General features: G+C 41.4%; 13 protein-coding genes. 7 read left to right on the top strand and 6 right to left on the bottom strand.

Features of this window, described 5'->3' with window-relative positions; all coding sequences use genetic code 11:
• Window positions 1–29 precede the first annotated feature (29 nt).
• From ACNURT_RS19710 to spt, 5 genes are all read right to left on the bottom strand, one after another.
• Window positions 30–2,591: a DUF5686 family protein gene (locus ACNURT_RS19710; protein ID WP_419699181.1), complete on the bottom strand. Its 2,562-nt coding sequence runs from the start codon at window positions 2,589–2,591 to the stop codon at window positions 30–32.
• Window positions 2,592–3,242: 651 nt separating this feature from the next.
• Complete coding sequence (locus ACNURT_RS19705; protein ID WP_419699180.1) at window positions 3,243–4,559, bottom strand: inositol-3-phosphate synthase; 1,317 nt, start codon at window positions 4,557–4,559, stop codon at window positions 3,243–3,245.
• Between the two features lie 232 nt (window positions 4,560–4,791).
• Window positions 4,792–5,778 (bottom strand): NAD-dependent epimerase/dehydratase family protein, encoded by a 987-nt coding sequence (locus ACNURT_RS19700; protein WP_419699179.1) that lies wholly within the window; start codon window positions 5,776–5,778, stop codon window positions 4,792–4,794.
• Window positions 5,775–6,893, bottom strand: coding sequence for a hypothetical protein (locus ACNURT_RS19695; RefSeq protein ID WP_419699178.1), 1,119 nt, complete (start codon window positions 6,891–6,893; stop codon window positions 5,775–5,777). Before ACNURT_RS19695 ends, ACNURT_RS19700 begins: the two co-directional genes overlap by 4 nt.
• 105 nt (window positions 6,894–6,998) lie before the next feature.
• Window positions 6,999–8,210, bottom strand: a complete 1,212-nt coding sequence (spt, locus tag ACNURT_RS19690; protein ID WP_419699177.1) for a serine palmitoyltransferase — start codon at window positions 8,208–8,210, stop codon at window positions 6,999–7,001.
• A gap of 367 nt (window positions 8,211–8,577) precedes the next feature.
• Here spt and ACNURT_RS19685 point away from each other — a divergent pair, with 367 nt between their 5' ends.
• The 4 genes from ACNURT_RS19685 to ACNURT_RS19670 all read left to right on the top strand — a co-directional run bounded on the left by ACNURT_RS19685 (window position 8,578) and on the right by ACNURT_RS19670 (window position 15,431).
• Window positions 8,578–9,930 carry a TolC family protein gene (locus ACNURT_RS19685; RefSeq protein WP_419699176.1) on the top strand — a complete coding sequence of 451 codons (1,353 nt, stop codon included), beginning with the start codon at window positions 8,578–8,580 and terminating at the stop codon, window positions 9,928–9,930.
• A gap of 117 nt (window positions 9,931–10,047) precedes the next feature.
• Window positions 10,048–11,232 carry an efflux RND transporter periplasmic adaptor subunit gene (locus tag ACNURT_RS19680; RefSeq protein WP_419699175.1) on the top strand — a complete coding sequence of 395 codons (1,185 nt, stop codon included), beginning with the start codon at window positions 10,048–10,050 and terminating at the stop codon, window positions 11,230–11,232.
• A gap of 28 nt (window positions 11,233–11,260) precedes the next feature.
• Window positions 11,261–14,431: an efflux RND transporter permease subunit gene (locus ACNURT_RS19675; protein WP_419699174.1), complete on the top strand. Its 3,171-nt coding sequence runs from the start codon at window positions 11,261–11,263 to the stop codon at window positions 14,429–14,431.
• Window positions 14,432–14,879: 448 nt separating this feature from the next.
• Complete coding sequence (locus tag ACNURT_RS19670; RefSeq protein WP_419699173.1) at window positions 14,880–15,431, top strand: hypothetical protein; 552 nt, start codon at window positions 14,880–14,882, stop codon at window positions 15,429–15,431.
• Window positions 15,432–15,568: 137 nt separating this feature from the next.
• Here ACNURT_RS19670 and ACNURT_RS19665 read toward each other — a convergent pair whose 3' ends face one another.
• Entirely contained in the window at window positions 15,569–16,762 is a 1,194-nt protein-coding gene (locus ACNURT_RS19665; protein ID WP_419699172.1) for a pyridoxal phosphate-dependent aminotransferase, read from the bottom strand.
• Between the two features lie 90 nt (window positions 16,763–16,852).
• On the opposite strand from ACNURT_RS19665, the gene ACNURT_RS19660 reads away from it, so the two are divergent.
• Genes ACNURT_RS19660 through bioA form a run of 3 tightly spaced genes read left to right on the top strand, consistent with a single transcriptional unit; the run spans window position 16,853 to window position 19,529 of the window.
• On the top strand, window positions 16,853–17,827 hold the full coding sequence (locus tag ACNURT_RS19660) for a cation diffusion facilitator family transporter (RefSeq protein WP_419699171.1): 975 nt from the start codon (window positions 16,853–16,855) through the stop codon (window positions 17,825–17,827).
• Window positions 17,827–18,267: an NUDIX domain-containing protein gene (locus ACNURT_RS19655; RefSeq protein WP_419699170.1), complete on the top strand. Its 441-nt coding sequence runs from the start codon at window positions 17,827–17,829 to the stop codon at window positions 18,265–18,267. The genes ACNURT_RS19660 and ACNURT_RS19655 overlap by 1 nt, the downstream gene beginning before the upstream one ends.
• Window positions 18,264–19,529: an adenosylmethionine--8-amino-7-oxononanoate transaminase gene (bioA, locus tag ACNURT_RS19650; RefSeq protein WP_419699169.1), complete on the top strand. Its 1,266-nt coding sequence runs from the start codon at window positions 18,264–18,266 to the stop codon at window positions 19,527–19,529. Before ACNURT_RS19655 ends, bioA begins: the two co-directional genes overlap by 4 nt.
• Window positions 19,530–19,531 lie beyond the last annotated feature (2 nt).

Raw genomic sequence — 19,531 nt, 5'->3', positions numbered from 1 at the left:
TTTCTTTGTAATTATTTTGCTATACAAAATTAAAAATCAAATTTAACACGTACACGGATACCATCACGCGGTACATCCGGATGGTCTAAATAATTAAATCGCCTCACGTAATCAACCCGTATAAATTTAAATATATTTTCAACACCAACACTACCCTCCACATAAGGTGTTTTACCCAGTGCATAGGTAATCGGTAAACCATTGGCATCAACAGGCAATTGATATAATGACGGATGAATGGATGGATTGTTTTTATCACTTAAACCACCGTATAATATTTTTGCCGAAAATGTTTCGCGCCATTTTAATCTCTTTAACAAAGGTATTTTATTGAAAAAGAAACCGCCAAAGTGATGGTCTATCCTGAAACTCGCGTACTTATCACTGGCAAACTCCAAAAAGTTCATCAGGTTATAGGAGTCGATGTCATAGGCATACGTTTGGTTGGCCTGGTGAATAGTTAACAATGGAAATGGTACCTGACCAAATATTTTGCCAGCAGAAATACTTAGGTCCGAATATCCTAATTGCGACAGGTATAAACGTTTGTCGACCCTGAAATCAAGTTTTTGATAGTTATACTCGCCATTAAATAAACCTTTAACGCCAGTGGTATAATCCAATTCAAGGGTAGGGTACGGGTTAGGAATAGGTATACGGTAAATTTTACCCTGGTAAAATTCCTCATGCGGCGCCCAGCGGATAGTTCCTGTAAGCTCGGTGGTGGTTAAAGCGTTTATCACATTCGGCTGCCCGTTTACCACATTATTAAAATATAGCGATCCGGCAGGTGCCTGTTTCCAGTTTTTAAATCCAGCGGCGAACGATAAGTGATTCTCCAGCTCATGTACGTAATCTAACCTGTAATAATCATTATACAGGTACTTGTCATTTGTGCCACGTTTAAATGATAGCAAGAAGTTATCCTCCTGCACAAATTGAAGATTTGCACCCGGTATTTTAGTGTCTTTTTGATAACTGGCCCTGATATAGTTTTGAGGGAATTTATAAATGGATTTATTATTAAGTGAGTAAGTAGCACTTAAAAAGTATTTCCATTTCTCGTCTTTAAAACCATACGCGGCATACGTTTCAAAATAATAGCGTTTGCTTAGCTCTGGTGTGGTACGACCGCCAAGTCTCAAGCGCAGACCTTCCACCGGGTTAAAGCTATAGAATGTGTTAGCCGGGCCAATTTCAAATTTGCCAAACCCTTTATAACCGGCAAGCAATAGTGTCGCGATATCCACTGTGCGCTTGTACGATGGCATATTCCTTAAACTATCTACATTCTTGTATACTTTTGATTCAGCAGTGGTAAGAGTATCCAGGCGATTCTTCTCCCAGAATGATGCAGGCCGGGTTTTAGCCTCGTCTTGCGATTCTTCCGATTGCTTGGTATAGGCGGTATCCGGTCGGGGATGGTTAACTATATAGTTTTTGTAGGTGATGGTACGCATACCCAACAGCCCACTTTTACCCTCCTTTTTGGTGGCCCCAAACTCGGCTATGGTATTACTGCGGCTCAGGTGATAACGGTTATCGGGGTTCTGTTCAAAGTCAAGATCAACCTCCATAGAGCGTATAAAGTTGATATTGATGTGTTTGTTGATCTTCAATACCGCTTTTTGAACAGCATAGTTACCATCAAGGGTAATGTATATCATGCCTTCAAAAAGCACGTCGTTACTATTACGAGGTGTAAAGCTCAGTTCAACCAATTTTTGATTCTTGGCGTCGGTAATGGTATCGGTAATAAAGAATTTGTAATAGTTGGGAGAATTGTTGGATATCGGGCTTAAAAATTGACTGGTGATCAAAAATATATCATTGTCATAAATATCCACGTTATTATAAAGGTGTTTAAAATATTGTTTAACACCTTCATTATCAACTGCAGGGCCAAAGTTTACACCGCGCTGCCCTAACACAACTTCGCGTTTCTTTTCGGGGTTTTTGCGATAGTAGTTTTGTGATAGTTTTTCGTCCAGATAAACCGGCAATATCGATTTTCCAGGTAAAATGGTACTGTCGCGGTTATCGATGATGAACTTATATTTTCTAAAAAATTTCCTGTCTGAAAACGCTGCCGATACGTTGATAAACCCGAACATCATTTTATCATATTCGCGGTATTCTACATAATCATAAGCTTCGGGGCGGTTTTTAGGTTTGTTTTCGATAACCTGGCGTATCAGTTCAACCGCGGGATTGTCTTTATTACGATATTTAGGTTTCTTTCCGGATTTTACAACCACTTCATTCAATTGCTTGGCCGAAGGGAAAAGCTTTACGTTAATTACCTGCTCTTTACCTGGTTCAACAGGTAAAAAAGCGTCTTTATAACCCAAAAAAGAAATTTTTATTTGTTTGAGTGTAGCGTTTGTGGTCGAAAGTCGGTATTTACCATTATTATCGGTAGCAACGCCAGTAGAAGTACCCGGGAATGATACAACAACATAAGGAAGGGTTTGTCTGTTGCTGGCATCAGTAACCGTACCCGTTATAACGGTGGTTTGCGCAAATAATGAGGAAGCAGAAAAAAAGAGTATTAAAAAAAATAAACTTTTATAAAAATTTTTAAAATCCATGTACTTTATGCAATTATGCAAATACAAACTCTTTGTTTAATCCTTTATCCTTTATTATCCGTTTTAACTATCCAAACTATTTTGAATAAGGATAGTCAATTATTATTATAATAAAGCACAAATCCTTATCATCATATCAATTAAACTGATATTTCTTATCTCCCTTATCTATCGGCACGGCAGAATAGTTAATCCAACGCTTATTTGCATTGGCATAGCTATCCCGTTAGCTTGTAATTGCGCTTCAAAGGTAGAAAAATTTATTACAGACTAATGTGGTCAAAAAGTCAAATATTCCCCATAGAAAGCGTTTAAACCACGTTTATCTGTTAAATATTACCGTTAAATTATATTACACTGAGAACGGCACTCTGTCTTATATATTATAGGCCTTTTATAGGTTGTTTGTTTTATTTTTTACGTAAAGTATTGAATCTTAGATTGCTTTTGGAACTGGTAGGCATCGGGTGTTATCAAATGCAATAATGTTTAACCAGATGATAACAAAGATTTTACACAATCAATAATGAGGCTTTAAACCTTAATAGGTGAAGGATTAGCTAATCAGGAACAATTATAAGCAAAAAAATAACCAGTTGTATACAGGTTAGTCTGTAAAACAACTGGTTTTAAAAGATTTGTTAGCTGTTATTATGCCTCGGCGTAAGCCTCTTCATAATAATCTAAACCAAGATGAGTGATCAGATCTTCGCCCATCATGTAACGTAAGGTATTTTCTAACTTAATGAGCTGTTTAAATATATCATTCTCTGGACGCAGGCCTTCGGCTGTTTGTGGCGATTTCAGGTAAAATGACAGCCATTCCTGGATCCCGCTCATATTAGCACGTTTGGCCAGATCACAGAATAAAGCGAGGTCAAGCGCGATAGGGGCAGCCAGAATAGAATCGCGGCAAAGAAAGTTGATCTTGATCTGCATTTTGTAACCCAGCCAGCCAAAAATATCAATGTTATCCCAGCTTTCTTTGTTATCACCGTGAGGTGGATAATAGTTGATCCGGATCTTGTGATAGATCTCCCCATAAAGCTCCTTGTTTTCTTCGGGCTTAAAAATATCTTCCAGTACACCTAACTTTGATACTTCCTTGGTTTTAAAATTGTCCGGATCGTCAAGAACCAGGCCGTCACGGTTACCTAATATATTGGTAGAGAACCAGCCGTGTACACCTAATGAACGCGCGGCCAGGCCTGGAGCCAGGATGGTTTTCATCAAGGTTTGACCTGTTTTGAAATCTTTACCGGCAATTGGGGTTTGGGTTTCTTTTGAAAGCTCGATCAGTGCAGGGATATCAACAGTTAGGTTGGGGGCGCCATTGGCAAACGGTACACCTAATTTTAAAGCCGCGTAAGCGTATATCATACTTGGCGCTATTAATTTATCATCATCAAGCAAAGCCTGCTCAAAAGCAGCCAATGTTTGGTGAATGGCCGATGCTTCATAGTAGATCTCGGTTGATCCGCACCAAACCAAAACAACCCTGTCCAATCCGTTTTGCTCTTTAAAGTTTTTAATATCTTCCATAACCTGCTGGGCAAGCTCGTAACGGGTACCTTGTTTTACGTGTGTACCGTTCAGGTTTTTAGCGTAGTTTTTATCAAACGCGGCTTTCATCGGTTTAATGGATTCCAGCTCCGCTTTTACTGAGTTTAACAATCCCGTTTCCAGCACTTTTGCATTGGCGGCCGCCTCGTATACGTTATCTTCATAAACGTCCCATCCGCCAAAAACAACATCTCCCAAATTGGCCAATGGTACAAAATCTTTAATTTTAGGGTTACGGTTCTCCGTTCTTTTACCTAAGCGGATATGCCCCATCTGGGTAAGCGAGCCTATGGGTTGTGAGATACCTTTTTTTACGGCCTCAACACCGGCAATCAGTGTAGTTGCCACAGCTCCTAAACCTGGGATAAGGATACCCAGTTTGCCTTCGGCGGGTGAAATTTTCATTTTTATTTACTTTTATTGTTAATTATTGGGTTAGCACGTTATGGGCCTTATGCCCTTTTTTTCTTTATTTTCTTGGTTTTTGCGCTTTTCGGCATTGCTTAAACGTTTAAGTAATGCCGAAAAGCATAAATTCCTCATTTGCTTATTCCGCGTCCAAAAATAACTTAAACGTTTAAGTTATAAAAGAAGGGAAACGAATTTTTCATTTTTATTACCATTATTTAATTTTGGATCAGAGCCATTTATTGGCCTTATACCAGGTTAGTGTTTCGACTAAACCCGTTTTTAGGTTATATACCGGATAAAAACCCAGGTCTGCTTTTGCACTTTCGTTGTCGCAATACCAGTTTACCGCCATAAGCTCATCTATCTTTTCAATATTCACAACGGCGGCTTTATTTCTCAAAGAACTTACTTTTTCTGATACAGCGGCTATTATTTTTACAAAATTTACAGGCAAATGAAATTTAAAGGTAGTTATACCCAATATTTCTTTGGTCAGATTGCCTAACTCGTACTTACTGTAAAAGTTTCCGTCGCTCAGGTTATAGGTTTGATGGTTGCCGCCGTATAATGCCTTCAGGGCCGCTTTGGCCACATCTTTTACATATATAAAGCTCAATTTTTGTTGGGCACTGCCAATGTAAGGCTCAATGCCTTTTACTACCTGTTTAAAAAAAATAAATATGCCGGTATCCCTTGGACCGTAAACGGCGGTGGGGCGCAGTATAGTATAATTTAAATTTTCAACTGTTCTTAACCGCTGTTCGGCCAGCAGTTTACTGCGACCATATGCGGTTACCGGAGCAGGAGGGGTTGCTTCGGTTATGACACCAGTTAAAGTTTTAAGCGGGCCTATTGCAGCTAAACTACCTATCAACACAAACTTTTGTAAATTTGGACAGGCGTTAGCCGCCGCTGTTGCCAGGTTGTAGGTATAAGTGGCGTTTATGGTATCATATTCGGCCTGCGAGCGGGCAGAAGTCACACCTGCCGCATGAATGATGTAGTCCGGCTTAATATCTGTAAGCTGTTGTTTTAATGTTGGCAGATCTTTATAATCAAGTTGCACATAATTGATATCAAATTGCTTTAGATGATCGATGTTACTGCTTTTGCGTACTGCCGCAAAAACTTCCAGACCCTGACCTAAAGCCTCTTCAATTAAATGATACCCAACAAAGCCGCTGGCGCCGGTTATTAAAACCCGTTGTTTCATATGGCCTTTTCGTAGAGCCTGTATTTTTTATATGGGTTGCCGTTTATGGCTTCTATGGCGCGGTTCACCATATCGTTATGTTCCAGGGTCCAGCCGGCTTCTGCCTGTTTCATGCCTTTACGTTTGTATTCTTTTATTATAGTGCCGTACAAGCAGGCTTCAATACCCATTTTGCGGTATCCATCAATAACTCCTAATGCGTATATACGCAAACTTTGTATTTTTTTCCGGCCAAAAAGTAATTTGAAAATGCCCGTTGGCAATAATTTGCCCCGTTTAATTTTCTTAAATATTTCATTGTAATTGGGCAGGGCCAAACCAAAGGCAACAATTTTGCCTTCCTGTTCTGCAACCAGTACAAAATCTTTATCAAGTATTAACTTCAGATCTTTGGCCAGGTAGTCAAACTCGTCATCGGTTAAGGGAACAAACCCTTCGTTATGATCCCAGGCGGAGTTATAAACTTCGCGTAGTTTGATAGATTCCTCTTTAAATTTTTTGAGGTTGATGGTACGGATAACGATATTGTTGCGCTTTAACCGCTCTTCCAATGCTGTTAATAAGCGAACTGATTTATCGTCGTAACTTTTATCGTCCCAATGCCAGGCAATAAGGTCAACATTCTTTATAAAGCCAAAGCCGTCTATCAGATCGGCATAATAGGGGGCATTATAGGTTTGCATTAAAAACGGAGGACTGTCAAAACCTTCTATTAATAAGCCGCATGGTTCGTTGGTTGAAAAATTAACAGGGCCTATCAATTTTTCGGTTACACCTTTTTGTTTAAGCCAATCGGTAACCGTATTAAAAAGTGTTGTTGCTACCTCTTTATCATTAATGCAATCAAAAAAGCCAAAAAAACCATCATTGGTGCTATTGAACTTGTTATGTGCATTATTGAGTATAGCTGCAATACGACCAACAATTTTGTCGCCATCATAAGCCAAAAAGGTTTGTACGGTGTTGTGCTTATGAAAGGGGTGTATAGTTAACAGATCACGCTGAGCTATGAACAATTCCGGAACGTAATTAGGGTCGTCCTGATACAAATCATGCGGAAAATCAATAAATGAAGCTAATTCTTTTTTAGAACTAACAGTTACAATTTTTATCATGAGTGGTGCTGTTTAAACCAAAAAGCGGAAAGTTTAAAGCAGAAAGCCTGAAATCTGGCTGCTCTTTTTAACTTTCCGCTTTTGGCTTTCTGCTTTTAAGCTTATTTAGATATTTTCTTTAACAGAAGCTGCAGATACACCAACTTCTTTAAACGCTTTTGAAAGTTTTTCAACCGCTTCGTCAATTTGAGCAAAGGTATGGGTAGCCATCAATGAAAAACGCAGTAATGATGAATCTGAAGGTACGGCTGGCGAAACCACCGGGTTAACAAATACGCCTGCAGCTTGCAGATATTTGGTTACGAGGAAGGTTTTTTCGTTATCACGTACATAGATAGGTAATATCGGGCTTTCGGTAGGACCGAGGTCAAAACCTTCTTCCAACAGCAGTTTTTGCGCGTAGTTGGTATTATCCCAAAGTTTCTGGATTCTTTCCGGTTCAGATTCGATAATATCCAAAGCTGCAATTACGCTGGCTACTGAGCCAGGAGGCATACTTGCGCTGAACATTAATGAACGGGCGCGGTGCTTGATATAATCAATCGTATCCTTATCAGCAGCAATAAAACCACCTAATGATGCCAGCGATTTGCTGAATGTACCCATGATCAGGTCAACATCATCGGTAAGGTTAAAGTGCGACGCGGTACCTGCACCTTTATGGCCGATAACACCCAAACTGTGCGCGTCGTCAACCATAATGTTGGCACCAAATTCGTCGGCCAGTTTAACTATCTCCGGCAATTTAACAATATCGCCCTCCATGCTGAATATACCATCAACAGCAATAACTTTTACAGCCTCTTCTGGAAGAATGCTCAGTTTACGCTGAAGATCGTCCATATCATTATGGGCGTATTTGATCACTTTTGAAAATGATAGCCTGCTGCCGTCAATGATAGAAGCATGATCATATTCATCTAATATAAGATAATCATTACGGCCTGTAATGCATGAAAGCACACCCAGGTTAACCTGGTAACCGGTGCTGAGCAAAACGGTAGCTTCTTTGCCAACATAGCTGGCAAGCCTGTTCTCTAACTCAATATGAATATCAAGTGTACCATTCAAAAACCGTGAACCGGCACAGCCTGTACCGTATTTGTCAATTGCCTTCTTTGAAGCTTCTTTAATCTTTGGGTGATTGGTTAGCCCTAAGTAGGAGTTGGAACCAAACATTAACACCCTTTTGTTATCTATTATTACTTCAGTGTCCTGAGCAGACTCAATAGGCCTGAAATAAGGATACAATCCCTTCTCCCGGAGCATATTTGCAACCTGGAACTCGGCGATTTTCCCATGTAGTTTTTTAACCATGTATTAACCCTGCTTAAATTTTGTGTAAAAATACCATGAATAAGCATATAACCTATATGGTAAATGTAATTTTTTAAAAAAATGCTTATTCTGATATTAAAATAACAAGAAGCATTCCAAATTATATCACGGCAAATTAATTAATTTTTTTATTTATTTCGCACCACAATTTTTCATTTTTTTGTAAAAAGCTCAAAAACGTATGATTTTGGCATGTTTTTATAAATTTTACGTAAAATTTTTGTTCCTGATTTTAATTTAGTAATATTAATCACATATTCGCACTTCCCCTGTATATATCGGCAAAAACTATGAGATTGATTTTTTGTTATTTTGGCTGATAATTAACGTCACCCATAGCCACCTTATGAAAAAAAATAAGTATTTAGTATTTTTCATTACAATTGTCTTAACATTAATTTTACATTCACCAACCTGGTCACAAACTGTTGCCGATAGTATTAACGGTCCTGTTTCATTAAAGCAGTGTGTTGAGTTCGCGCTCCGGAACCAACCCGCCGTACGCCAGGCTTCTATTGATGAGCAGATCAATGAAAAAGATATCAGGATAGGGCTTTCTGCCTGGCTGCCGCAGATCACAGGATCAGGTATATATAACTACTATTTTAAAGGAACTCCGCAGGCCGGGGCATCAGGGGCTAACTTCCCATCAAGCTCGGGCATCCGTAATTTGTCTACACTGGGGTTGCAGGCAAGCCAGGTTATTTATAATAACGATGTGTTACTGGCCGCTAAAACAGCCAAATATTCCCGTCAGTACTATAAACAGAACACACTCAGCAGTCAGATCAACGTAGTATCTGATGTGAGCAAAGCATTTTTTGATGTGCTGCTTTCTCAAAAACAGCTGAATATCACCAACGAGGACATCACCCGTTTGCAAAGAAGCCTGAAAGATGCCTATAACAGGTATCAGGCAGGCGTGTCTGACAAAACAGATTATAAGCAAGCTTCCATATCGCTAAACAATTCACTGGCTACACGCAAACAAACCGAAGAAGCTATTAAAAGTAAAACGGCTTATTTAAAACAGATCATGGGGATAGACGGATCAAAAAATCTGGATCTGGCCTATGATTCGTCACGGTATGAGCAGGCCGCCGTTATTGATACCAACCAGCAACTTGATTTCAATAACCGTATCGAATACCGTTTGTTGCAAACCAGCAAAGTATTGCAAAATATTAATGTGAATTATTACAGGTATGGGTTTTTACCCTCCTTATCCGCAGTAGGCAGTTATAACAGGGCTTATTTTAGTCATGATTTTTCGGATCTGTATGATAAGGCATATCCAACAGGTTATGCAGGGCTTACGCTAAGTATTCCCATTTTTCAGGGAACCAGGCGTTTACAAAATTTGAGTAAGGCCAAGCTGCAGGTTGAGCGTGTTGATCTGGATCTGGAAAACAGCAAAAATACCATCAATACCGAATATGTACAGGCATTGGCCAGTTACAAGAGTAATTACACCAGTTACCAGTTGATCAGGCAAAACGTTGACCTGGCTAAGGATGTATATAAAGTGGTAAGCCTGCAATACAGGGAAGGTGTTAAAACTTATTTAGATGTTATAGTTTCCCAGTCAGATCTGCGTACAGCCGAGTTAAACTATTATAACGCGCTGTTCCAATTGTTATCAAGCAAAATAGATCTTCAAAAGGCTTTGGGAACGCTTGGCGTAGATACTAATCAATAATTTAAACAGCAAAGCACCTGACTTGCTTAAATAAACGAATAACTGCGCGGCACTCATGAGTACCGCTAAAGAAACAAACAACCAACGAATAATCACTACGATCGAATAATCACTACGATGAAAAACAGATATATATACTGGTTAGCCCCTGCGGCCTTATTGGCATTAGCTTCTTGCAAAGGTAAAAGTGCACAAAATGCGCCGCTGCCGCCAACTCCTGTAAACTTAGTCGAAGCTAAAAAAGCCGAGGCCATTTATTACGATCAGTACCAGGGTACGGTTGTTTCTATCAATACTACTGAGCTCAGGAGCCAGGTACCCGGTTTTGTAACCGGCATATTTTTTAAGGAAGGCGATGTGGTGCAAAAGGGAAAGGTATTATATGAAATTGATAAACGTAAATATGTGGCCGCTTATCAACAGGCTGAAGCCAACGTATTGAGCGCGCAGGCCAACCTGGTTAAAGCTCAAAAAGATATCGACCGTTATAATATGCTGTTGAAGAATGACGCGATCGCGCGTCAGACTGTTGACCAGGCCGCGGCTGCTTATGAAACCGGCAAAGCCAACGTAGCGGTAGCTAAGGCGGCATTGGCATCGGCACGTACCGATCTCTCTTATGCTACTATTACTGCGCCATTTACCGGTCGTATCGGTATATCACAAGTAAGGCTGGGTACGCAGGTAACAGCAGGCACTACTTTATTGAATACCATATCGGCCGAACATCCGATGGGGGTTGACGTGGTGGTGAATGAGCAGGACATTCAACGTTTTTATAAATTGCAACAGGCAAGCAATGACACTACTTTTAAGCTCCAACTGTCAGACGGGGTAACCACCTACAATAAACCAGGTAAAGTTTTAGCTATTGACCGGGGGGTAAATAACCAAACAGGTACTATTAAAGTAAGGGTTCAGTTCCCGAATGAGGATGGTGTATTGAAAGATGGGATGAGCTGCGTGTTAAAGGTGCTTAATGACCAATCTGGCGATAGAGTGCAAATCCCTTATAAAGCTGTCACCGAGCAAATGGGCGAGTTCTTTGTATTTGTGAGCAAGGATACTTCTTATGTAGATACCACTAAAAATAACGAAAAGGTTGAAGCGCTCATTGCTAAACAGCATAAAGTTATTTTAGGTCCGCGGGTAGGTTTCGACGTAGTGATCATGAGTGGTGTTGAACCTGGCGATAAGGTGGTTACCGAAGGTTTCCAGCGTTTGCGCGATGGTGGTAAAATTACTATAGGCGCTCCCGCCGCACCGGGCGCACCAGGACAGGCAAAACAACAAGGTAAGTAACCGGGGATTTTATAAAAAAATAACAAGAATGATAGCAGATACCTTTATACGAAGACCAGTTACAGCTATAGTTATATCCTTAGTGATAGTAATTGTTGGTATCCTGGCAATAAGCACGCTGGCTATTGGTCAGTATCCGGAAATTACACCACCAACGGTTAATATTACCGGTACCTATACCGGTGCCGACGCGTTAACAGTGGAACAAACGGTAGCTACCCCTGTAGAAGTACAGGTGAACGGAACGCCAGGCATGACCTACCTGCAAAGTAACAGTACCAGCAACGGTGCCATGAGCATGACTGTTAACTTTGAAATTGGTACCGATATTAATATAGCCGCTCTTGATGTGCAAAACCGTGTTGGTATTGCTACACCAACATTGCCGCAGGAGGTGCAGCGCCTCGGTTTAACCGTGCGGAAACGTAACCCAAGTATTTTAATGCTGGTGGCCATGTATTCGCCCAATGGCACACATAATGTGACTTTTGTTGACAACTATACCAACGTTTTTGTTCGTGACGCACTTTTACGTGCCAAGGGGGTGGGCGACGTATTTACCCGTGCTGATGATTTTAGCATGCGTATCTGGCTAAAGCCTGATAAGCTGGCTGCCCTTGGTCTTACCGCGGGTGATGTAACCGCTGCACTGGCCGAGCAGAACGCGCAGGTTGCGGCCGGTTCAGTTGGTGCAACACCGCAAGAAAAAGGTCAGCCATTTGAATATACCGTTTTGGTTAAGGGGCGTTTAAGCAGCCAGGCCGAATTTGAAAATATCATTGTACGTACCCAACCCAATAACGGGGCTTTGGTACATCTTAAAGATGTGGCCCGTGTTGAGCTGGGCAAGTTTAACTATTCAGGAAATTCATTTGTCGACGGAAAACGTGCTTCCTATCTGCTGGTTTACCAGGCGCCAAACAGTAACGCCCTTGAAACCGCAGATAATGTGTACGCCATAATGGAACAACTCAAGAAATCGTTTCCTGCGGATATTGAATATGTTGTGCCATTTGAATCCGTATCAGTTGTAAAGGTATCTGTACATGAGGTTATTGAAACGTTAGTTATAGCACTGGTATTGGTAATTGTGGTGGTATTCCTGTTTTTACAAAGCTGGCGTACTACGCTTATACCTGTATTGGCTATCCCGGTATCTATTATTGGTACGTTTATCTTCTTTATCCCTTTGGGATTCACTATTAACACGCTTACCTTATTCGGTTTTGTGCTGGCAATAGGTATCGTAGTAGATGATGCCATTGTGGTAGTGGAAGCTGTACAACATTATATGGATGAGGAGGGCATGTCGCCTAAAGAAGCCACCATACATGCCATGCGCGATATATCGGCGCCGGTTATTGCCATCGCATTAATATTGGCTGCGGTGTTTGTACCGGTAGGCTTTATACCGGGCATTGTAGGACGGCTTTATCAGCAATTTGCCATTACCATCGCTATATCAGTATTGATATCGGCATTTGTTGCGCTTTCCTTAACCCCTGCATTATGTACATTGATATTACGACCACATAAGCTTGATCAGGAATCAAAAGGACTTGACAAATTCTTTTTCAAATTTAACGCTTGGTTTGAACGCGTTACCAACAGGTATCGAAATGGAGTTGATAAAAGTATCAAGAACTCTAAATTTATTGTTATTATACTGGTATGTATTATCATAGGCACTATATTGTTGTTCGGCCATAAACCAAGTGGCTTTATTCCAACAGAGGATGAAGGACGTATTTATATCACCTATGACTTGCCCGAAGCATCTTCAACGGAAAGAACGGTAAATACGCTGCACATGATGATGAAATCCCTTGACAGTATACCTGAAATAGGACATTATGCGGCTTTGGGCGGATTAAACGTAATCACTTTTGCTACTAAATCAAACAGCGCCACCATATTTGTACAGCTGAAACCCTGGGACGAACGCAAGAAAGACTCGGAGGAATTAGTGGGTGTAATACAAAAACAACTGGCCAAATATAAAGGAGCGGGTACATTGGTGATCAGGCCGCCTGCTATACCTGGCTTGGGTAACTCTGCCGGTTTTTCCTTTATATTGGAAGAAAAGCAGGCCGGAGGAGATATCAAAAACTTTGAAAGGGTACTCCAGAATTTTACCGCCGAGGTTAATAAACGACCTGAAATAGGCAGCGCTTACTCATTTTTTACTGCACGTACACCTGCATACCAGTTAACTATCGACAGGGAAAAGGTAAAAAGACTTGGTGTTCAACTATCTGATGTAAATGCGGCACTGCAAACGTACATGGGCAGCTCTTATATCAACGATTTGACATTGTATGGCCGAACTTTCCGGGTGCTGGCACAGGCCGATACCAACTATCGTACTAATATTCAAAATATAGGCCAGTATTTTGTGCGTAATCAAGCGGGTACCATGGTGCCGCTAAGCACGCTTACAACGTATAAAATAATTGAGAACGCACCGTTAATATCGCATTATAACCTGTTCAGATCGGCCGAAATTGACGGTACCGCCAAGCCCGGATATAGTAGCGGCGATGCCTTAAAAGCGTTGGAAGAGGTTGCGGCTAAATCACTGCCACAAGGGTATGGTTATGAATTTTCGGGCCTTAGCCGGGAAGAAAAAATATCAGGCTCAAAAACCATTTATATCTTCATGCTGTCAATAGGATTTGTATTCCTGTTCCTGGCAGCCTTGTATGAGAGCTGGTCGGTACCGTTCTCGGTATTGCTGGCGGTACCGCTGGGTGCGTTTGGGGCTATCCTATTCTTAACGTTCCACTCCAAGCTGGATAATAATGTTTACGCGCAGATAGGTTTGATTACGCTGATAGGTTTGGCCGCCAAAAACGCCATCCTGATTGTGGAATTTGCCAAAGAACGTGTGGATAGCGGTATGGAATTGGAGAAAGCCACATTGGAAGCTGTACGACTAAGGTTAAGGCCTATCATCATGACATCGCTGGCATTTATACTGGGCGTAGCGCCTTTATTATTTGCCACAGGTGCAGGTGCGGTAGCTCGCCAAACCATTGGATGGACAGTATTTGGCGGTATGCTTGCGGCCACTTCTTTGGCTATATTCATTGTACCGGTATTATTTTTTATCATCACCAGGTTTGCCTATGGTAAAGAAAAACTGGCAGAGCTGGAAAAAAACTACGATCCGCACAAGGGGCATGAACCCGAGGTTTAATATTTTTCGTTAAGGGATAAAAAAGGAGAGGCAATGCCTCTCCTTTTTTGTTTTGAGATAAATGGGATGTTATGCTGGATGCTGTCGAAGTATAGTGGTGCGGCCTCTGCCCGCGAGTCTTCAACAAGCTCAGACTGACAGCCCTTATTTTGACTGTGTTTAATAAAACTAAACAAAAATTCAGCTTTTACCGACACTTAAATAGCTGAGGTGTGATCTTGGATCTATGTTTTTTTAGTTTAAAATTAAGATTTGTAACTATTTACTATTCGTGAGTAAAATGTATTGATAATCAGTTATTAAAGATGATTAAAGTCTGTTTGGTATCATGAAGTAATCATGAAGGACTAACTATCGGCATGCAAAACTGATGATAGTGGCAAAGTATTTGTTAAGATGGTGTTAATACAATAAAAATATTGTAGAGTTAGTACTAAAAAACACAATTATGAAAACAATGACAAAAATTATAGCCGGAGCGTTTACTGCCCTTGCTATATTTATCGGAACAAATGTAAAAGCCCAGACAGTACCAAAAGACGCTTTGCGTTTTGGTATAGGTGTTGAAGGCCTGTTGCCAACAGGTAACTTACATGATATCTCAAATGTTGGTATAGGTGGTACAGCACGTTTGCAATACGGTATTGCCGACAACCTGGCATTAACGCTTACATCAGGTTACTACAACTTCTTCGGTAAAAAAATCGGAGACGGTACAGATGTAAAATACCCATCTTTAGGTATGGTGCCTGTTAAAGCTGGTATAAAAGCCTTTTTTACCAATAATTTATATTTTGGTGCTGAAGTAGGTGCCGGTTTTGAAACCAAAGATTTTTATGCCAATGCTGATGGCTCCAAAAACACCAAGCTTATTCTTGCCCCAGGTTTAGGCTATGCGTCTAAATCATGGGATGTGGGTGTACGTTATGAAAACTATTCGGGCCAGAGTAATAACTATGGTACCGTTGGTTTACGTATAGCTTACGGATTTGGGTTGTAATTTTACAACAGCCATTTAAACAAAAAGCCCCTCAGCATTTGCTGAGGGGCTTTTCTTTTGTCTGAACCTGAATTTTTCGAATTTAGGAATTGCCAGAATTTAAATTCGAAAAATTCAATAATTCGAAGAATTCCGGTTCAGACTAATTTACCTAATGCTTCCTTGATCCGGCGCACGGCTTCTATCAGCTTATCTTCTGCTGCTGCATAAGAGATGCGGATAGATGACGGGTCACCGAATGAATCGCCGCCTACAGTGGCTACATGGCCTTCTTCCAGCAGGTAAATGCTCAGGTCGTCGGCATCTTTAATGGTACGGCCATTATAGCTTTTGCCAAAGAAAGAAGTAACGTTTGGGAAAAAGTAAAACGCGCCATCGGGCAGGTTAACCCGAACACCTTCTACCTCACTCAGTAATTTATAAACAATATCGCGGCGTTTTTTGAAAGCAGCGCGCATCTCCAGTACCGATTCTAATCCACCTTCGTAGGCAGCTACGCCGGCACGCTGGGTAATGGAGCAGGTTCCTGAAGTGATCTGGCCCTGCATTTTATCACAGGCGGCAGCAATTTCTGAGTTTGAGGCGGTATAACCGATTCTCCAGCCGGTCATGGCAAAAGCTTTTGACCAACCGTTGATGATCACTACACGATCTTTAATATAATCAAACTGCGCTATTGACTCATGTTTATCAATAAAGTTGATATGCTCATAGATCTCATCGCTCAGGATATATACATGCGGATGTTTTTCAAATACTTTGGCCAGTCCTTCCAATTCATCTTTGCTGTAAACACTACCGGTAGGGTTACAAGGAGAAGAGAACATGAACAGCTTGGTATTTGGCGTAATAGCTGCTTCTAACTGCTCAGGAGTTATTTTGAAGTTTTGTTCAACAGTAGTATTAATAAACACGCTTTTACCTTCGGCCAGTTTTACCACTTCTGAGTAAGATACCCAGTAAGGCGTAGGGATGATCACCTCTTCGCCCGGATTTACCAAACACAGTACGGTGTTGGCAATAGCTTGTTTGGCACCGGTTGATACTACAATCTGGCTGAAATCATAATCAAGGTTGTTTTCGTTCTTCAGCTTGGCAACTACAGCCTTGCGCAGGTCGGGGTAACCAGACACGGGAGTGTAGTAGGTAAAGTTTTTATCCATGGCCTGCTTCGCTGCCTCCTTGATGTGCTCAGGGGTATGAAAGTCAGGTTCGCCAAAGCTAAGGCTGATCACGTCGACACCTTTAGCGGCAAGTTCGCGGCCTAATTTGGCCATCTTAATTGTTGCAGATTCGGACAAGTTATTGATCCGGGTACTTAATGCGCTCATATAAATTATGTTATCGCGGCAAATATAGAAAATAACTTTACTGCTACTTACGCTTGTTATTTATAAATTTGTCGCTTAATAAAGAATGCCTTGAAAGAACAAAAAAGGATCATACTAATTTCGCTGATTACAGGCATTGTGCTCATGCTGGCGAAGTTTGGAGCATATTTTTTAACAGCATCTAATTTTGTGCTTACCGATGCCGCCGAAAGCATTGTAAACGTAATTGCCAGCGCTTTCGCCTTCTTTAGCATCTACCTTTCATCACAACCCCGGGATGAGAACCATCCCTACGGGCACGGTAAAGTGGAGTTCTTCTCCGTTTTTATTGAAGGCGCGCTCATTGGTATAGCGGGTGTTATTATTATCATCAAATCTGTTTACAGTTTATTGTATCCAAGCCATATCCATGACCTGCTTACCGGTGCTGCCATTATTGGCGCTACTGGACTTGTAAACGGGGCGCTGGGTTATTATATGATCCAAAAAGGTAAGTCGTTACGTTCCATTACATTGGATGCTGATGGTCGCCACCTGATAGCAGATATGGTAACCAGTATTGGCCTGGTGGCAGGTTTAATGCTCATCAGGTTTACCGGTATCCTGTGGCTTGATAGTGGTTTATCCATCCTGGTGGCTTTATACATTATATATAGTAGTTATAAGCTCATCCGTAAATCGGTAGCGGGTTTAATGGACGAGGCCGATTTTCAGGTGGTAACTGACATTATTAACGTATTAAGCGAAAAACGACGCGAAGCCTGGATAGATGTACACAACCTTCGCGCTCAGAAATATGGCAACGAATTGCATATCGATTGTCACATGACCCTGCCCAACTACTTTGATCTGAACAAAGCCCATGCCGAAGTATCCTTGGTTGATAAGATGATCAATAAGGAAGTGGGCATTAAAACGGAGCTGTTTATCCATTCCGATCCGTGTGTTCCTGATTGTTGCCACTATTGCAGCATGCCTAATTGCCCTATACGGTCTGAACCGCAAACCGAGGTTATTGCCTGGACAATGGATAAGGTAGTACGTAACAAAAAGCATTTTGAATAATGGAATATTTTAATGTAAGGGTTTATGGCCTGCTGCTTAATGATAATGACGAGTTACTGATTAGTGATGAACAGGAGTATGGCATGCGTTTTTCAAAATTTCCCGGCGGGGGGCTTGAGCTTGGTGAGGGCCTGATTGATGGCCTTAAACGCGAATTTATGGAGGAGTGCAATCTGGAGATAGAAGTTGTCAGTCATTTTTATACGACAGATTTTGCTGTAAAATCGGCCTTTAATAATTCGCAGATCATCAGTGTATATTATATGGTAAAAAGTATCACGCCGGTTAATCTTAATATAAAAACCATCGCCTTTGATTTTGAAGGGGATGGAGAGGTGTTACAAGCTTTCAGATGGGTGCCGCTTACCGCGCTGAGTGTAGCCGACTTTGAATTTCCGACAGATAAACGTGTGGTTGAACTTTTACAGAACGAATTATGAACCTTACCGAACGCGACCTTAAAGTAATATGGCATCCCTACACCCAAATGAAAACCGCCGCGCCGCCGATAGGTATAGTAAGGGGAGAAGGGGCCGGTCTGTTTGATGAAGCGGGCAAAAAATATATCGATGCGGTATCATCCTGGTGGGTAAACATCCACGGGCATGCGCATCCATATATCGCCCAAAAAGTATCAGAGCAGCTGCATAAGCTGGAGCACGTGATATTTGCCGGCTTTACCCACGAAGGCGCCGTTGAACTGGCCGAAAGATTGCTGGCTATTTTACCCAATAATCAGCAAAAAGTATTTTATTCCGATAACGGATCCACTGCTATTGAGGTGGCCATCAAAATGTGCCTGCAATACTGGCTCAACAAAGGCGATCAGCGAACAAAAATAGTAGCTTTTAAAAATGCTTACCACGGCGATACATTTGGCGCGATGGCTGTAAGCGGCCGCAGCGCGTTCACGGCCGCGTTTGACAGTTTGCTGTTCGTGGTAGAATTTATCGATCTGCCCAACAAGGATAATATAGAAGATCTCAAATCTCAGATCTCAGATCTCAAATCCCAACTGGCCTGTTTTATCTTTGAGCCCCTGGTGCAGGGATCTGCCGGTATGATCATGTATGAGGCCGAATATCTGAACCAACTCATGGCCCATTGTAAACAGGAGAACGTGCTGATGATAGATGATGAGGTATTTACTGGTTTTGGCCGCACTGGCAAACGTTTTGCCTGCGATCATGTGCAGGTGCAGCCAGATATTATGTGTTTCTCCAAAGGGCTTACGGGCGGTACCATGGCGCTTGGCTTAACCACCTGTACCCAGAAGATCTACGACGCTTTTTTATCTGATGATAAGTTGAAAACTTTGTTTCACGGGCATTCCTTTACCGCTAACCCGGTTGCTATCGCAGCTGCGCTGGCCAGTCTTGATCTTTTCCTGGAACCGGCTACGGCGGCAAATATGCAGCGCATCGAAGTATCACACGCCGCTTTTGCCGCCAAAATAAAGCATCATCCTAAAATAAAAACCATTAGACAAACTGGTACCATTATAGCCATGGAATGGGAAACCGGCGACAATACCTCATATTTTAGTTCGCTGCGCGATAAATTGTATCACTACTTTTTGGCCGAAGGTATTATATTACGCCCGCTGGGCAATGTTATTTATATTTTACCCCCATATTGCATTACTGATGCCGAACTCGGTTATGTTTACAGCAAAATTGAGCAGGCACTTGAAGAAATATAACT

The sequence above is a fragment of the Mucilaginibacter sp. NFX135 genome (assembly GCF_048565145.1).
Classification (GTDB): Bacteria; Bacteroidota; Bacteroidia; order Sphingobacteriales; family Sphingobacteriaceae; genus Mucilaginibacter.
The sequence above is the reverse complement of the archived record's forward strand: the minus strand, read 5'-3'. Positions and strand labels throughout refer to the sequence as shown.

Coding starts and splice junctions, on each gene's coding strand:
- ACNURT_RS19680 (WP_419699175.1), top strand. CDS start 10,048: ATGAAAAACAGATATATATACTGGTTAGCCCCTGCGGCCTTATTGGCA.
- ACNURT_RS19665 (WP_419699172.1), bottom strand. CDS start 16,762: ATGAGCGCATTAAGTACCCGGATCAATAACTTGTCCGAATCTGCAACA.
- ACNURT_RS19695 (WP_419699178.1), bottom strand. CDS start 6,893: ATGATAAAAATTGTAACTGTTAGTTCTAAAAAAGAATTAGCTTCATTT.
- ACNURT_RS19710 (WP_419699181.1), bottom strand. CDS start 2,591: ATGGATTTTAAAAATTTTTATAAAAGTTTATTTTTTTTAATACTCTTT.
- ACNURT_RS19675 (WP_419699174.1), top strand. CDS start 11,261: ATGATAGCAGATACCTTTATACGAAGACCAGTTACAGCTATAGTTATA.
- spt (WP_419699177.1), bottom strand. CDS start 8,210: ATGGTTAAAAAACTACATGGGAAAATCGCCGAGTTCCAGGTTGCAAAT.
- ACNURT_RS19705 (WP_419699180.1), bottom strand. CDS start 4,559: ATGAAAATTTCACCCGCCGAAGGCAAACTGGGTATCCTTATCCCAGGT.
- ACNURT_RS19670 (WP_419699173.1), top strand. CDS start 14,880: ATGAAAACAATGACAAAAATTATAGCCGGAGCGTTTACTGCCCTTGCT.
- ACNURT_RS19685 (WP_419699176.1), top strand. CDS start 8,578: ATGAAAAAAAATAAGTATTTAGTATTTTTCATTACAATTGTCTTAACA.
- ACNURT_RS19655 (WP_419699170.1), top strand. CDS start 17,827: ATGGAATATTTTAATGTAAGGGTTTATGGCCTGCTGCTTAATGATAAT.
- ACNURT_RS19700 (WP_419699179.1), bottom strand. CDS start 5,778: ATGAAACAACGGGTTTTAATAACCGGCGCCAGCGGCTTTGTTGGGTAT.
- bioA (WP_419699169.1), top strand. CDS start 18,264: ATGAACCTTACCGAACGCGACCTTAAAGTAATATGGCATCCCTACACC.